General features: G+C 52.5%; 21 protein-coding genes and 1 pseudogene. 11 read left to right on the top strand and 11 right to left on the bottom strand.

The features are described 5' to 3' along the window. Positions 1-822: 822 nt before the first annotated feature. Both H9X91_RS14775 and H9X91_RS01545 read left to right on the top strand, forming a co-directional pair. Positions 823-894 (top strand): annotated as a pseudogene (locus H9X91_RS14775) (SEC-C metal-binding domain-containing protein); the annotation flags it as partial. 75 nt (positions 895-969) lie between these two features. Further along, on the top strand, positions 970-1,293 hold the full coding sequence (locus H9X91_RS01545) for an endonuclease/exonuclease/phosphatase family protein (protein ID WP_338111915.1): 324 nt from the start codon (positions 970-972) through the stop codon (positions 1,291-1,293). A 119-nt stretch (positions 1,294-1,412) separates the two neighbouring features. Here H9X91_RS01545 and H9X91_RS01540 read toward each other — a convergent pair whose 3' ends face one another. The 10 genes from H9X91_RS01540 to H9X91_RS01495 all read right to left on the bottom strand — a co-directional run bounded on the left by H9X91_RS01540 (position 1,413) and on the right by H9X91_RS01495 (position 7,666). Further along, positions 1,413-2,459, bottom strand: coding sequence for a Fic family protein (locus tag H9X91_RS01540; RefSeq protein WP_195607942.1), 1,047 nt, complete (start codon positions 2,457-2,459; stop codon positions 1,413-1,415). A gap of 259 nt (positions 2,460-2,718) precedes the next feature. After that, positions 2,719-2,937 (bottom strand): DUF5348 domain-containing protein, encoded by a 219-nt coding sequence (locus tag H9X91_RS01535; RefSeq protein ID WP_420850728.1) that lies wholly within the window; start codon positions 2,935-2,937, stop codon positions 2,719-2,721. Then, complete coding sequence (locus H9X91_RS01530) at positions 2,930-3,352, bottom strand: hypothetical protein (RefSeq protein WP_204801808.1); 423 nt, start codon at positions 3,350-3,352, stop codon at positions 2,930-2,932. The genes H9X91_RS01535 and H9X91_RS01530 overlap by 8 nt, the downstream gene beginning before the upstream one ends. Before the next feature lie 35 nt (positions 3,353-3,387). Then, the gene (locus H9X91_RS01525; RefSeq protein WP_204801806.1) at positions 3,388-3,711 is read right to left on the bottom strand and encodes a hypothetical protein; all 324 of its coding nucleotides are present in this window, start codon (positions 3,709-3,711) and stop codon (positions 3,388-3,390) included. After that, positions 3,698-4,627, bottom strand: coding sequence for a ParM/StbA family protein (locus H9X91_RS01520; protein ID WP_204801804.1), 930 nt, complete (start codon positions 4,625-4,627; stop codon positions 3,698-3,700). The genes H9X91_RS01525 and H9X91_RS01520 overlap by 14 nt, the downstream gene beginning before the upstream one ends. 117 nt (positions 4,628-4,744) lie before the next feature. Beyond that, positions 4,745-5,143, bottom strand: coding sequence for an RNA polymerase sigma factor (locus H9X91_RS01515; protein WP_195607937.1), 399 nt, complete (start codon positions 5,141-5,143; stop codon positions 4,745-4,747). A gap of 303 nt (positions 5,144-5,446) precedes the next feature. After that, positions 5,447-6,037 carry a hypothetical protein gene (locus H9X91_RS01510; RefSeq protein WP_195607936.1) on the bottom strand — a complete coding sequence of 197 codons (591 nt, stop codon included), beginning with the start codon at positions 6,035-6,037 and terminating at the stop codon, positions 5,447-5,449. Positions 6,038-6,052: 15 nt separating this feature from the next. Then, positions 6,053-6,199 carry a hypothetical protein gene (locus H9X91_RS01505; protein WP_204801802.1) on the bottom strand — a complete coding sequence of 49 codons (147 nt, stop codon included), beginning with the start codon at positions 6,197-6,199 and terminating at the stop codon, positions 6,053-6,055. After that, on the bottom strand, positions 6,184-6,408 hold the full coding sequence (locus tag H9X91_RS01500; protein WP_204801800.1) for a hypothetical protein: 225 nt from the start codon (positions 6,406-6,408) through the stop codon (positions 6,184-6,186). Before H9X91_RS01500 ends, H9X91_RS01505 begins: the two co-directional genes overlap by 16 nt. Positions 6,409-6,421: 13 nt before the next feature. Beyond that, the gene (locus H9X91_RS01495) at positions 6,422-7,666 is read right to left on the bottom strand and encodes a DNA polymerase Y family protein (protein WP_204801798.1); all 1,245 of its coding nucleotides are present in this window, start codon (positions 7,664-7,666) and stop codon (positions 6,422-6,424) included. A 217-nt stretch (positions 7,667-7,883) separates the two neighbouring features. Here H9X91_RS01495 and H9X91_RS01490 point away from each other — a divergent pair, with 217 nt between their 5' ends. The 3 genes from H9X91_RS01490 (at position 7,884) to H9X91_RS01480 (ending at position 9,665) form a co-directional block, all read left to right on the top strand. After that, positions 7,884-8,321, top strand: a complete 438-nt coding sequence (locus H9X91_RS01490; protein WP_195607934.1) for a helix-turn-helix domain-containing protein — start codon at positions 7,884-7,886, stop codon at positions 8,319-8,321. Between the two features lie 103 nt (positions 8,322-8,424). After that, positions 8,425-8,970 (top strand): ImmA/IrrE family metallo-endopeptidase, encoded by a 546-nt coding sequence (locus H9X91_RS01485; protein WP_195607933.1) that lies wholly within the window; start codon positions 8,425-8,427, stop codon positions 8,968-8,970. A gap of 476 nt (positions 8,971-9,446) precedes the next feature. Continuing rightward, positions 9,447-9,665, top strand: coding sequence for an IreB family regulatory phosphoprotein (locus H9X91_RS01480; RefSeq protein ID WP_195608038.1), 219 nt, complete (start codon positions 9,447-9,449; stop codon positions 9,663-9,665). 109 nt (positions 9,666-9,774) lie between these two features. Here H9X91_RS01480 and H9X91_RS01475 read toward each other — a convergent pair whose 3' ends face one another. After that, positions 9,775-10,473, bottom strand: coding sequence for a helix-turn-helix domain-containing protein (locus H9X91_RS01475; RefSeq protein WP_204801796.1), 699 nt, complete (start codon positions 10,471-10,473; stop codon positions 9,775-9,777). 365 nt (positions 10,474-10,838) lie between these two features. Between H9X91_RS01475 and H9X91_RS01470 the strand changes: the two genes are divergently transcribed. The 6 genes from H9X91_RS01470 (at position 10,839) to H9X91_RS01445 (ending at position 15,173) form a co-directional block, all read left to right on the top strand. After that, positions 10,839-11,993 (top strand): transposase, encoded by a 1,155-nt coding sequence (locus tag H9X91_RS01470; RefSeq protein WP_204801794.1) that lies wholly within the window; start codon positions 10,839-10,841, stop codon positions 11,991-11,993. A 5-nt stretch (positions 11,994-11,998) separates the two neighbouring features. Continuing rightward, the gene (locus H9X91_RS01465; RefSeq protein ID WP_204801792.1) at positions 11,999-12,268 is read left to right on the top strand and encodes a hypothetical protein; all 270 of its coding nucleotides are present in this window, start codon (positions 11,999-12,001) and stop codon (positions 12,266-12,268) included. Further along, positions 12,265-12,516, top strand: coding sequence for a hypothetical protein (locus H9X91_RS01460; protein ID WP_195607929.1), 252 nt, complete (start codon positions 12,265-12,267; stop codon positions 12,514-12,516). Before H9X91_RS01465 ends, H9X91_RS01460 begins: the two co-directional genes overlap by 4 nt. Positions 12,517-12,531: 15 nt before the next feature. Then, a complete protein-coding gene (locus tag H9X91_RS01455; protein ID WP_204801790.1) occupies positions 12,532-13,515 on the top strand; it encodes a hypothetical protein in 984 nt (327 codons plus the stop codon). Between the two features lie 78 nt (positions 13,516-13,593). After that, entirely contained in the window at positions 13,594-14,139 is a 546-nt protein-coding gene (locus H9X91_RS01450; protein WP_204801787.1) for a hypothetical protein, read from the top strand. After that, a complete protein-coding gene (locus tag H9X91_RS01445; RefSeq protein WP_204801785.1) occupies positions 14,139-15,173 on the top strand; it encodes a YqaJ viral recombinase family nuclease in 1,035 nt (344 codons plus the stop codon). Before H9X91_RS01450 ends, H9X91_RS01445 begins: the two co-directional genes overlap by 1 nt. Positions 15,174-15,185 lie beyond the last annotated feature (12 nt).

The following is a 15,185-nucleotide window of genomic DNA, read 5'->3' as shown; positions in this document are numbered from 1 at the left end:
CAGTTGCGGAAGTACTTCAATGCGATGGCTAACCTATATGGGATCATTCCACTTCGGAAAGCATACGAGATCATATCTTCTCAAAGCCCCAAGCTGGTGACGCGGGACGAGTTCCTTGCCTTTGCGGAAATCGCCCGGCACGAGTGCGAGGACTACTATATCCTGGGTCTTGACGAACTCTATGTGGATGGGAAACTCAAAGATGTCCTGGACCGAGAGATCATAGATGTCTCGCTCATTGGAGATGGGTTGGACAGATACCATGCGCTCCTGAAAAGCCAGCAGGGAAAGCCCTACTATGTTCCATCGAAGGCAGAACTGCTGGCCTACGATGATGCCTTCTATTGTGAGCCGACAGAGGAAACAAATCAGATGCGGGAGTTCATAGAGACTCGGCTACAGTTGCCAGAGTGGAAAAAGTCTGAGGTTTTCGATGAACTCGTCTTCGGTATCCGCTGCGCTGATGCCGATTTCCCGCAGGTCCAGGAACGGCTCACAGCAATGGGTGTCCACTTTCCTCGTCGGAAGGACTTCCAAACCTTCATCGAACGATATCAGGCTTTCCACAACACCACCAGGATGCAGAGCAACCGTGGCTATACCCCCAATGAGCTTTTCGACCTCTTGCCGCGTGAGGAACAGATGCCCCAGACGCTGTCCTTCGGCCCGAATATCAAGAAGGCGCTTGCGGAAGGAAGTATGAATGCGGAGGAGCTGCGGCGAGGGATCATGGAGGCTGACCTACCCAATGAACAGCTGCGTCTGAGCCTTTTGCAGGAGCTGGCCAAGGCAGCTCCTGCAAAGCCGGTGGGAGAGAAGAAGCCGAAAATCGGCAGGAATGATCCGTGCCCTTGCGGGAGCGGCAAAAAATACAAGAAGTGCTGCGGTAGATAGATAATAGGTTTTTTCAAGGCCGGAGCGGTTTTACGTTGGATCTGGAGACATGAGGAAAAGCCCAGTACCTTGGAGGTGCTGGGCTTTTGCCATACCATGATGAGGAGAGGATTTGAATTGAAGATTGTCTCATGGAACTTGAATGGTCTTAGCTCTTGCAGTCAGAACAACTCCTTTGCCCCAATCGCGGATATTGGGCCGGATATACTCTGCCTGCAGGAGATCCGGACCCAGCAAGAGCCGCAGATCCTGCCGGGGTACCAGCACTGCTGGAATCACGGACAGCGAAATGGCTACGCGGGTACCGCTGTGCTCTACAAGAAAGAGCCGCTTTCTGTATCTTTCGGATTGGGCGATGATGATGCAGATGAAGAAGGCCGCACCATCATTTTAGAGTAAGCGAATCGAAGTGAAACTACTTTGACCTATACTGGAGACTCAACGCGCAAAAGAGTATGAAAACAGCACGGATTTGACTTCGCAATGAAGCCATATCCGTGCTGTTTTGCGTCATAGAATCATTTTAACCTGTAATAGCAAATGTTCTTCCCGGCGCCTTCCCGTTTCAGCTCCCCGGCAGCCACCAATTTCCGCAGCGCCCCCTCGATGGAGCTGATGCTGAGCGAAGGGCAGAGTTCCCGGATGTCCTGCTTCGTAAACCGCCCGATCTTTTCCATGGTAGCCCGGCGCACGGTCTCCAGGGCCGGAAGCTTTGTCTCTACCAGAGCAAAACGGTCCTCAAAGTCCTTGTAGGCGGAGAGGATGGTCCCCAGCAGATACTTGATGAAGGGCACCGTATCTTCAGTACCTTCATGCCATCCGATCTGCGCCTGACCCAGGACTTCATAATAGAGATCCTTATTTTTCGCGATCTTGGCCTCCAGTGAGATATATTTGCCCACATAGAACCCGCTGCGATAGAGCAGCAGCGTAGTCAGCAGACGGCTCATTCTTCCGTTTCCATCGTTGAATGGGTGGATGCAGAGGAAGTCGTGGATGAATACGGGAATAACGATCAGCGGCTCTACTTCCATGTTCCCGATGACCCGATTGTACTCCTCGCAGATCCTGTCCAGAGCCTCCGGTGTTTCATAGGGGGCCAAGGGGGTGAACAAGGTCTCCACATGGCCGTCGGGATAGGTGGCACTGATGTAATTCTGAACGTTTTTCGTCCTACCCGCCATGGGATTGTTCATGTGACTATAGAGGATCTTGTGGAGCTGCAGGATGTAATTCTGGGTGATGGGGATGGCATCGAAGTTCTCGTGGATGAGGTTCAGCACATCCCGGTAGCCGGCGATCTCCTGCTCGTCCCGGTTTCTCGGCATCGTTTTCTCCTCCACAAGCTGCCGGATGCGGGTGTTTGTGGTCACGATGCCCTCAATGGCATTGGATGCCTCGGTGCTCTGTACCTTTGCGATCTCCACCAGTTTCTCTAATTCCTCCGGCCGCTGTTTCAGACACAGCTCCTGTTTCCCAGCCTCCTTATAGATTGCCGCGACCAGCCCCAGGATATCCGAATCCCACTTCTGCTCCCGGATCGCGGAGTAATTGAATGTGCGCATAACCTTACGCCCCCTTTGTTCCCTTAAATTATAGCATATAATAAGGGGAAATACAACTCCTAAAGAAGATATTCCCTTAATAGTATTCCAAATTAAAGGGATACTATACGCCGGCAAGGGTAATTGATCGTGCTTCACTATACAGCCTCTCCGAATTTTCTCGACTTTCTCAATAATTCGTCCGAGAGCGCAAATGAATTGGGAAGACGCCGCCATGACGCGGCATCCTCCCAATTTCGTTTGAGGTGTATGCTCGGACTCAAATGCGCACCAGCAGGCCGATCAGACTCTCTGTCTTGATCCCGACCAGATACCAGTCCTTGCCCTTCTCAATTCTGGTAGGGAGCCACCGGCCATTGACCAGCACCTCCAACTGCTCACCGCAATGCAAGCCGCCATGAAAGCGATTCAGTCCGTAGCGGATGTCCATGCGGTCGATCGCGGCATCGTACACCAGCGCGCCCATCTTCTTATTCAAGTTCAGATCCTCCTTCATTTGATTTGACCTTTTGGAAGTAGCCCTGATAGAACAGGTCATAGTCGGCCCATCTTGGATCTTCAAAGGTACGGCAGGCGTGCAGTTCCAGCGACTCCTGCAGGCGCTCCGCCCGTGTATGCCACCAGTAGATATGCTCCTTCACATAGGCCTGGAGTGCCTGCTGTAATTCATCCTCACCGCTGGCATGGATCAGCCGTTGCATCGCTTCCTGCCATACAGAAAGCTCAATGTCTCCGAGGTCAGTCTGGACGCCCACACGATAGGTGTATTCCTTATCGCGCCCCGTTCCCGACAGACGGACGGCCCGGCCTGTACGGTAGTGGACCCTGAGGTCCCGAAACGTCACATCCGCAGGGATACCACTGATATTGTCTATGCAATTCTTCACGCCCATATTTTCTTGCCCCTTGGCACATCATCTGGCCAGACTCACTGCCCGCTCCGGAAAGCCGCCATCATATCGCTTAAATCCGGATTGGCCGGCGGCTCTCCGGGGGCGGTAGGAGCAAAGGTGAGCGAAATGCTCCCCTCCGCTGACATCTCCAATATCACTTCGCGGATCAGCTTCTTGATGGACTCCTTATCATACTCCTGCTCTGCGTCAGGGCAGCTCACAAAGTGGAGGATCGCATTCACTACGAGGTCCGTCATGTTCCGGGGCCTGGCCCGCAGGATCTCCAGCACCTTGCGGTGTCGGAAGTCGAATTCATTGAATTGCAGGGAGATACGCGGCCTGTGATTACTTGCTGCCATGGGCCGCCTCCTCACTCTTATAAAGGAGCAGGTACCCCTGCGCATTGGCGTGGATGTCATCGATAAAAATGGGGAACCCTACCTTGTCGCTGCGCTCGATGATGCTCCGCAGCAGCATGGACCCACCGCCCGCAAACACGCACTTGCTGACCTTCAGGTCGATGCCGCGCTCACCCAAGAAGTTACACAGCTCCGTGAGGAATTGGTTGGCCATCTTCCGAATCAGGATCTGCACCTCACCCGGGAGGATCGTCGGCTCCCCGCGAATCACTTCATCAATGTCGCAGTCCTCCAGATGGAGGGCAAATTGGGAATTGCACTGGCTGGCAATGCTGTTATAGAGGGTGATTACGCCCTGCTCAAAACTCTCCACCACCGCCAAGTCCGGCTTCCCATATCGGAGCTTCAGAACATCGACGGTATAGCCACCGATGTCGATGATATAGGATGCGGCGTGCTTCTTGAGTTCCCCATATTTTGTGACCGCAGCGGCCAGGGCCTGGGTGTAGCTGACAACCTTGGTGATCCGGATCGAGTAGTAGCGGCCGTTGTACTCGAAATCGACCACTTCCCGCTTTCGGAGGAAGTACTGCTCGAACCGGCTATACAGCTGGCCATAGTGCGCGGGCGGCAGACCGACCAGGAGCGTGATGTCAAGTTCCTCATCCGGCTCCATGATCCCATCCAGCTCCAGCTCTTTGGCGATGGCAAAAAGCGTGAGCACATAGAATCGATCGTCCTCCGTCTTGTCCCGCAGGTACGAGATTCGCTTCTCTGTCAGCGTGTAATATTTACCGTTCCAGAAAATACAGTCCGTCTTAATGCCGGGCCTGGTATCCGACTCGATCAGTCCGGACGTGAAGAGCAGCCGTGGTGTCTTGATGGATTTATTGCCGTGATCCACAGAAATAATCATGGGATGACCCCTCCTATCTTTTTACTCTACTATTGTTTACGTATATCGTAGTTCTTTGACAACACAAAACTTGGAGAAGGCGGCCAGCCAATGCGCTGGCCGCCTCTCACATAACCTTTATTCCTTCAGAAGGCGCCGCAGGTGCAGGAAACTGCCTTGGATCGAACGATAAATCACGGAGGGATTTCTTCCCTCTACGCGAGCAATTTGGGTATAGTTCATATCTTCCATCAGCATTTGAATACGGCGCCGCTGAAGCGGGGTCAGCTGGGAGATCGCCTCATAAAGGCGGATGCATTCCTCCTTGCGAATCAGTTCCTCCTGAATTGGATCACTCTCTCCGGTGCGCATTCCCGTCTCATATTCATCAAGGGAAAATCTGCTTCGGTGATAAGCAGTCCTTTTCCTGAGTCGATCCTCCTCACGACGGATATCACGCAGCGCCTCGTACACCTCATCATTGACCGGAACATAATGGATCTTACCGAAGTAGTCTTTAATTTTGACTGTTTTCATGTTTTTCCTCCAAAACTGTTCGATTTTTGACCAACTCGAACAGCATGGAGGCGGGCCTCTCGCCCGATATGGACTGCAGGACATAGACTATGCTCCCAACTCTGGGCAGCAAAAAAGCCGGGCCGCTGCACGATCGCAGCAGTCCGGCTCTTTGCCCCGTATTGGCTGGGAAGGGCATAAAAAATGGCCCCTCGGATCACTCCGAGGAGCCTATATGCCTTCCAGCATAGTCAATTATACAAGGTCAGATTTTCGTTATCAATGCCAGTCAGCTCCCATTATCTTGCCGGAAAAGTTCTCATTTCAGTACCAGTTGACTGCCACTTTGTCTCCCACTTGACTCCCACCTCCATGTCCGGCGGCATCTCCGTTGTATTCCTTTCTCAAGTCCTCCTTGAGGATCAGATCGGGAATGACCACGCACCAGAGGTAGGCAGCGTACATTCGAACCGCACGCTTGATGTGCCGGTAGTAGGAAGAAGAGGACATCCCGAGTGCGAGGAAGGCATCCTCATTGGAGCGGCAGTAGGCATCAAAGTAGCGGGTGGAGAGGAGCTTGTAGTAAAGGTCTCCATGCCTGGGGTCTTCCTTCATCAAGAGAAGGGCAGACTCCAGGATGGAGAGCAGTTCCATGGAATGGCCCATGTCAGAGAGCCGCTCTGCGATCCTTTTCCGATCTGCATCCCGATCATAGTCGATTGCCAGATTGATGAAGTCGGAGATCGTCTGGCGCCGTCCCTCATAGCACTCCTCGCCCAATTCCTCTAGCCGATGTGCGGCGCTACGCAGTGTAGGTGCGTAGACATGCAGCAGCATTTCCGTCTTCTCCACCTCTTCTTCTGTCACATTCTGAGTGATGTCTAACTTTCTCAGATAGCTGGCGAATTTATCCAATGCGAATCCCTCCAATCAGTGGTAGAAGTTAAAGGCACTGACGATCACGTAATCAGCCTCATCCGCATTTCCCAACACGCGCATGGAGCCCTCGGCAGTCTCGGTGGAGCCGAGCCGGAAGATATAGACAGCCGGCTTGCCCTGATTCATCTTGATGACCAAGTCGCCGTCATGCGGCTCGATCCCATGGCACAGAGCAGCAAGCTTCCGTCTGTGATCCCATAGTCGAGATAGTGCCGGCCAAAGCTGTTAAAGAGCATAACATCACCGGCAAGCCGACCGGTGAAGCCCTTTATCATCACTGTCTGGTCAGACTCGTCCATCAAAATAGGATGGTCCACCCGACCTACATAATTCACATGATCTGTCATTGATTCTCACTCCTCACTGATACATAACAGCCGGCATTTTATATTCTACTTCTCTGTGGGATGGGATCTTCAAAGAGTCACCCAGGGAGGCAAAGTTGATCGCCCTTATGCCAAAGCGTCTGCGGATATCCTCTACTGTACGCTCCAAATCCAATTTCCTTTTGTGCCTGGCGAAGTCTGTCCAGAGATCCAGCTGGATAGGCGTATCTGACGGTACCAGGTCGATCGCGCTGATGGTGAGGGATCGGACAGGGTGGTCCCAACCATACCTGCGATGAAACAGCTTCGAGCCTGCCTCGGCCAATTCCAGAAAACTCTGCGTGGGGAAGGGCATCCGCGCTTGGTATTCGCGATGGTTCAGGGTACAGTCCCGCACATAGATACGGACGCCGGTCGCGGCCAAATGATGTTTGCGCAGTTTCTTGCCGACCTCTTGACTGAGTTCCAACAGGACTTGCCGCACCTCATATTCTGTGGCCAAATCCGCAGTGCAGGTGATCCCATGCCCGATGCTTTTGACGGGCGGCTCATAATCGCACGGCATCACACGCGAGGTGTCCTTGCCATTGGCGTAGATCCAGAGCTTTAGGCCGTTCCGCCCAAGTACCCGCTGCAGGAATTCCGGTTCTGCTTTCGCCAAGGCGCCGATCGTATGGATGCCATATCGGGCAAGCTTGTCCGTAGTGGCGCGGCCAACGTAGAGAAGATCCGATACAGGGAGGGGCCAGACCTGGTCGCGGAATGTGTCTTCCCAGATCTCTGTCACAGCGTCCGGCTTCTTCATATCGGAGCCCAATTTGGCGAATATCTTATTGAAGCTGACTCCGATGGAAACCGTGAGCCCTGTCTCCGCCTTCACCGTTTCACGGATCTCATTGGCTACATCGACCGGGGAGCGATGCTCCAGCAGCGGGGACCCGGTCATCTCGATCCAGCTCTCATCGATCCCAAATGCCTCCACTTCGGGAGAGTACCGCAGATAGATTGCCCGTACGATTTTAGAGAATTTCAAATATTGCTCCATGTGCGGCGGAACAGTGGTCAGCTGCGGACACTTCTGCTTTGCCTCCCAAATGACATCACCCGTCTTGACGCCGCATTTTTTGGCCAGCTGGTTCTTCGCCAATACGATCCCATGCCGCTCCTCTGTACTGCCGCAGACAGCAAGATATGTCCCTCTCAGTTCCGGGTGCAGCATACACTCAATACTGGCATAGCAGTTGTTGAGGTCGCTGTGGAATACAACCCGATTGCACATAGTCCTACCCTCGCTTTCGGCTCGATGGAAGTTCTATAAAATTCCTTCACATTCTACTTGACAATGCGCAAACTTCCATTTATAATGCAATCAAGTTCTACATCGTTCCATGTAAGTTCTATAAAGTTCTATCCATACAATAGCAGGTACGACGGCCCCTGTCAATAGAACTTTTGAGAAATTGACTCGTTATTGCCTGCAGAAAGAGGATGAAGCTATGAAGACAATTGGCGAGAAGATCCGGGAGAGCAGAGCCAGAAAGAATTTGACCCAAGCGGAGCTGGCGGAGAAGTCCGGGCTTACCATCCGCACAGTATCGAAATATGAGACAGAGACTGTGGTCCCCCGTGGCCGCAACCTGTATAAGCTTGCGGAAGTGCTGGGCGTTTCGGAAGCGTATCTCTCCCGCCCTGATGTGGAGGACCCCTCCTATGGACTGGATGAGGCACCTTATCTCAACGCCGTGCGCATGAGGCACGGCCAGAAAGGAGCCGGTGAGCTGGAGGATCTTCTTGACGGCGTTAAGACGATGTTCGCCGGCGGCGAGGTCCCCCAGGAGGACAAGGACCAGTTCTTCCAGGCAGTGATGCAGGCATACCTGGCATGTAAGGAAGATGCCCACAACAAATTCACGCCCAAAAAATACCGCGATTGATCATACTCGATTCAGCCCGGTAAATGTAGTACGGATTATGGGACTCCTGGATTGCTACTATGACGCATATAAAGGGAGCCCAGCTCTATTTTGAATCGAGGTGATGGAGATGCGGGCAGAAAGTATCAAGCGAGAAGTCGCTCGCTTAAAGAGCAAATATAAGACATCTGATGCGGAGGAATTGTGCGAGGCTATGGGAATCCGCGTTTCCAGACAACCGATGGGCTGTCATGCTGGGTCATGTAAGGGCTTCTTTCTGATCCACAGCAGATGTAAAATCGCCGTGGTCAACAGCGAGTTGGAAGACCTGGTGCAGCGGGTCATCCTCGCCCACGAGCTGGCGCATGGTGTCTTACATGTGGATAGTAAGATCCGCACGTTCCACGAGTTGTCCTATCTGGATGACAGAGACTTTATGGAGCGGGAAGCCAATATTTTCGCAGCGGAGTTCCTGGTCGATGACACAGATTTGTTTGACACGCTCCAGAGCCATACAGACTTCTTCTCTGTGGCCAGTTCGCTGAATGTCCCGCCGGAACTGCTGGACTTCAAACTGCGGCTTCTTGAAAAGCGTGATGGCCGGTTCCAGGCCCCATATCTTGCGCAGTCTGATTTCCTGCGGCGAGACATCAGCAAGCCGCTCTGCTGAAGGCCATGGACGCGGGGGCGGAGTATAAAGCGTATGTGGCGGTTTCCGTCCATTTCAATGAGGATGGCGTCATGCTGCCCCGTGCGCTTACCTGGGAGAATGGGATAACATATGAAATAGACCGAGTCCTCGACATCCGGCCGTCATATGCGGCGAAAGCCGGTGGGCAAGGGGATCGCTATACTGTCATGATGCGTGGACAGCGGCGCTTCCTTTACTTTGAGAGGACAGCCAATTTAACTGGCAATATCATCGGCCGCTGGTTTGTGGAACGGAAGATACCTTTGAGGTGCCAAGAATGAGGATAGATACAAATTGCGTTTGTTGGCAGGATTCGGTTGACCGGATCATCTCTTTTCATGAAGTTGAAGGCTTGGAGCCAAAGACATTCCCATCACATGAGAGTATGTTGGATTATGTACTTGCCACGGTGGAGCGTGGCTATCGGGTACAGTAACCAGGGGGCATATATGGAAATGACGGATGCGGAAAGGCTGCGGCTGATATACTCGGCGCTCCAAGAGCGCGGTTATGCCCCTATCAATCAGATCGTCGGTTTCCTGCTAACAGGTGATCCGACCTACATCACAAATCATAATGGAGCAAGGTCCCTGGCAGGCCGGATCAATCGGTCAGAACTTCTGTCTGAAATCGTAGCGGATTACATACAGGCTCTGGCTGGAAATAAAGACTAAAACAGGCACCTCACAATCCCAAAGGATTGTGGGGTGCCTGTTTCATCATCTGCTCCTTGAGAGCATATCCTTCAATCTCCTCAAGTGTATAAGAAAGCGGCCATCTGTCTTATTCCTGTTCGCTTTCTACCACCAGGTAGTCATACAAATCATTCCTTGGGGCATAAGGCCGATCAACCACGGCCTGGACAGAATAGTGATGATCTTGAAGTTGTTCATAGTCGTAGATGCCAATATCGCAGCCATCGTAGTCAGGATTCACAGAGAGGTCATCCCTGATCGACTGGGAGATCTGGTCGAAAACCGCGTTGATCCCGGTCCCAAATTCTACACCTATGATTTCGCCTGGATCGCCATCTTCGGTCTCACGATAGGTGACATACTTGAACTGCCGGCTGGGCGTTTCATTATGAGGTTCCTCTTCCGGTGCCGCATTAGAGTCCTCGGCCTCGGCCTCAGCCTCGGCTTTCGCTTTCAGCAGTCTCTGCTCGCGTACCCGCTGTCCTTCCTCTTTAGTACGAGCTTCGCAGTAGAATCTGGGATCAATTTGGAGCGCATGGCAGACATTCAGCCCGATTCGGAAGGATGTGCTGTCCAGGCTTCGCTCACCACTCTCCAGACGTTGGTATTGCCGGATGAGGATTCCTGCCTTATCAGCTACCTGCTGCTGCGTGAGCCCTAACGCTTCACGCTGCTTGAGAAACTCCTCACCTGGTGCGAGGAGGGTTATCATCTCTCCAATACCAGGTACGAAATCACTTTCTTCCTCGAACAGGAAGCCATATTCAGCGGGATAGAAATGATTCATTGTAAACCTCCTTACGTCCAGCTGGACGTGATACGCATATAATACGTCCAGTTGGACGTAATGTCAAGAGAGAAATTGGAAATAAATCACAATAAAGTAATTGTAGTACTTTTCGGTATGCTTGCCGCCTTACTCGCCTCATGCTAAGATTGCCGTGTACTTATTAGATAATCTTCTCCCGATGGGGATCTGAGTAAGCAGTGAGGCGTGAGCGGATATGCTCATGGACTGAATAGGTGGCCGGAAGATAGCAGCCACCAACTATTTGCGCTTTGATTTGTGACACCACAAATCGAAGTGCTCTTTTTTTGTCCAAATACCGCTCCGGCGGGTTTGAGAAATCATTTTGAAAGGCGGTAAAACCAATGACGGAAAGAAACATCTACGCGGACAACTACAGTTGCTCCTTCAGTGATCCAAGCGAGTTTTTGGATTTCTTGAAGGAACGCCAGGACAACAGCCGGTGGATGGTGACGCCCTCCAGAAGCATCGTGTTCGAGTCGCTTGAGAAGGATACTCCGATGGGGGATCTCTATCTCAAGCTGTACGAGCATGAGGGAAGGGCGGAGATCATCGCAGACACCATGGAAAACACCAATCTGCTCCTGAAAGTCAATGGGGAGACCTATCCCGTCCGATCCTGCGCGATCAAGACAATCCTGGAGCGTGCCCGGATCTCCGGCCATGCGCTGAACAAAGTCTCGAAGAAGGTGTTCACCAGGATCTTGAACTACTGCATGGATGTCGCGGCGGGAGAAAGCCTCATCAAGGTAGCGGATGAGAAGGTATCTGCTGTCCATGGCGGCGACCCGAAGGACTATGCTGTGCTGGAGATTTTGCCCCTGGTCCAGTGTGTTAGGACTGTCCTGGATAGGGACTTCCCCGGCAACCACTTCCTAGCGGCGAATTTTGACCACTCGATCGTCACGGCGATTTGGACGCTGGACGGGCAGACCAACGAACTGCTGGATACCTACCATGCTGCGGTTGCGGCAAAAGGCATCCGCAATGCCCATTCCATGCGCCCTGGCCTTCGATTCACAACCTCCGATGTGGGAGTCAGCGGAGCAAACCTCTATCCGATCCTTCTGACTGGAGGCAGCGACCGCATCATTCCCCTCGGCGATCCTCTGAAGCTGGAACACAAGTGTGGCGCCGACTTGGAGGCATTCAAGACTGGGATGGACTGCTTATACGCCAAGTTCAAGGAGTCCATCGAGAGCCAGCAGAAACTGCTGGAGATCGATATCCGGTACCCCTATACGACGCTGCTTGGCGTGCTGAAGCGGATCGGAGCTCCGAAACGGATCAGCTATGAGGTGGCAGACCTGTTCTCCGCCCAGAATGGTAACGATCCGTGTACGGCATACCACCTGTATCTGGCCATGTCTGATGTGATTTTCGAAGCACAGTGTGAAGGTGCCAGCGGCACCAGGATCGCACAGCTGGAGGAGATCATCGCTCGTGCCCTGCACATCAATTGGCACGAATTTGATCGGCCTGGCGACTTCAAGTGGTGATGGTCATGGAAATGGAGAGAAGCTTCGAGGTGAACACACCTCTTGGTAAGCTGAAAGTCTATGCAAAGCAGGAGGACGATGTTCCCGAGAATTTTCCTGGCGTCTACATCGATCTGATTCCTGCCGATAGCAATGACACGATACTCCTGACCTGCGTCGAGTATGAGTCCACAAAGCAGGTGATCCAAACCTGTGTCTACGGCGACGGCTTGACCGATGAGCCAACGAATGTCGTGGAACATCAGAATTTGACCGAAGAGGAGGACAATCTATGACCTGGTTTAGAATCCCTATGATTTGGCAAATGTACGGACGCCTCGATGTGGAGGCAGACTCACTGCAAGAGGCGATCGAGTATGCGCTTGGGCCTGAGTCTCCACTACCTGAAGGCAGTTATCTGGACGATTCCGTGGAAATCGATGAAACCGTGTATGAGCTCAACTCTGCATGTGAAAGTGCGCCTGAAAATGTGCAAAGAGATGCCAATGGATCGTCTGAGGCAAATGACGATCTTGGATTTTAATGGAGGCTGAATGAAATGAGTGAGTCGAAATTGATGAAGCCCCTGTTTCGCGGCTATCGCTTCAATGCGAAAGGTACCAAAATGCGGGCTGTATTCTGCCATGAGGTCTCCAACGGTAAGGAGGCCTACAGCTTATGGAGATCTGCCGGGAAGCCGGATGTCACCTATCCGCATGCAGAAAATGACACCTATTGGCTCCACATTGAACTCAATGGGTATCTTGTCCCCTTAGGACAGTCTGAGTATGATCTCATCCATAGCTCCGGGAAAAAGCCTGCATATCAAAAACTCTATGGGAGTTTGAAAGCACGTGAAGAGCAGATGAATCAGGCACGCACAGGCTCTGGTCCTACACTTCACGAGCTCTATTCTAAGGAAATGGATGAAATCGAGCGCATGGGAGCTAAGCCGGAATGCCAGGCAGATTACATCAGCACCTGGCTGGACGAAAAAGTCAAGCAATATCAAAAGGCTAAAGCGACTGGCGGCGAGTCAGCTCCGAATTACATCGGAGCACTTGTTCTCCAGGAACTTGACCAGTGTGCATCTCTCTTTGCCGTCTATCGAGACCACTATGAGCGGAGCAGGCAGGAGCGTATTGCCGCCGCCCAGAAGGAACGTGATGAACGGGGCATGGAAGTCAACCGGCTACTGGAAAATGCCGTTGCGGATGCAGAGCAAAAACTGATAGACGGAGGCATGATCGACAATGCCAAGATCGAAGTCTATCAGAGTGGCCAAGGAAGCAGGTGGACCCATTTGATCAGCTTCCTCCTGGATAAGTACAACATTGCAGTTCCGATTCGGACCTTGGGCTGGATCAATAACAACCTAACAAGGGTAACGATTATGGAGGCAAATAAAATCCGGGTTTCCTACCTGCAGGCATCTGGCAGCAGATCTAAGGGGTCCGAAAAGGTGTTCAACTGCTTATACCAGCTGATTGATGCGATCAAGCAGCAGCAAAGCAGTGACGCCGGTATTGCAACAGAAGTCTGAAAAGGTGGGATCTTCCGCTCAGAAATGAGCCGCAGAATTGATCGCGCCAAACAATGATTGAAATGAGGAGGGCTAAAAATGCCGAATTGGGCGTATGGACACACTGACATTACTGGAACAAAGACCGCGATCCTTTCCTTTGTGAAGCGCTACATCTTCCCGGATGAGTCCAAAACGATCGACGGGGTGAAGTATTTCGCCCGCAGTTTTCTCCATGTGGATCGGGAGGAGATCAAGGCGGAGATCGAGGAAGCATTCAGAGGGGTACCGCAAGACGAGGAGCGCGAGTTCCGAATCTACCCCGACTATGCGTGGTCTGCGAGCACCTGCGTTGAGAGCGGCTACCCTGAGCATTGGCCGGATACCTGCATTACGCTCCAGGATGCCTGCTTGGAAGACCAAGTCGATGTCTCTATCCACACCAAGGAAGAAGGAATGTGGTTTGAGGAGTATATTTGGTGTTTCCGGACCGGTGAGTTTGGCTCGGAATCCAGTGATCTGAAAACCGCAGTCTGTAAGGATTGCGGGAACACCCAGGCCATCGCTTCGTTTGAAGAACTGGATGACCTGGTCTGTTGCGAATGCAGCGGTTCAAACTTTGAAATGGCAAAGGAGGATCAATGATGTCCCTGGACTTGAACTACCAGCCGAAGGCTTTGGTCGATACCGCAACTCTGACCGAGGACGAGTGGCTTGCGTGGCGGAAGAAGGGGATTGGCGGCAGCGATGTAGCTGCCGCCCTCAATTTATCTCCTTATCGGACCGCACGCGAGTTGTACTACGACAAGATCGGTGTGGAGCCGGTCATTGCGCCTGCGGATAAGTCGATCACCTTTGCGATCGGGCATCTGCTGGAAGACATCGTAGCGCAGGTGTTTTCCAAGCAAACTGGGCTCACGGTATATCGGGATCAGACCATGTATCAGCATCCACTGTTCCCATTCATGCTCGCTGACGTGGATCGCTTCGTGACGCTCCCCAATGGCGAGAAGGCCATTCTTGAGTGTAAGACAGCGCACTTCAGCGCCCAATGTCTGTGGGCCAATGGGTGTGTGCCACGCCACTACGAACTTCAGGTGCGGCACTACATGAGTGTCATGAACATCAACACCGCCTATATCGCCTGCTTGTTCTCCAATAATGAGGATGACTTCGTCTGGCAGAAGATTGAGCGGGATCTGGATGAAGAGGAGAATACGATCTCCCTTCTGGAGGAGTTCTGGACACAGTATGTCTGCCGCCGCCAGGAGCCGCCTTTGGTCGGGAAGCCTGATGTGGTGCTTGACGTGATCCGCCGCTACCACGGACCCGCAGATAAATCCATCCCGGAAGTTGCTGTCGGGGAGGAATACGCCCAGCAGCTGGATCGGATCATAGAGCTGCGGGAGGAAAAGAGCAGCTTGGAGCGCAGGGCACGACAGCTGGATAAGCAGATCAAGGTCGCCTACGCTCCGATCCTTGACTTGATGGGCGCAGCCTGCAATGCGGTATGTGAGACGCCGATGGCTTCTTACCAAATTTCCTACAATCCGCAATACCAGGAGGAGATGACGAAAGCACAGCTGGAACTGCTGCGTGCCCAGCACCCGGACATCTACCACGACTTTGTGGATACCACGGAGAAACGGGTATTCAAAATCTCGAAGGAAGTCAAATGAATTGGAGGTGAT

Source organism: Oscillibacter valericigenes (assembly GCF_016902445.1).
Lineage (GTDB): Bacteria > Bacillota > Clostridia > Oscillospirales > Oscillospiraceae > Oscillibacter > Oscillibacter avistercoris.
The sequence above is the reverse complement of the archived record's forward strand: the minus strand, read 5'-3'. Positions and strand labels throughout refer to the sequence as shown.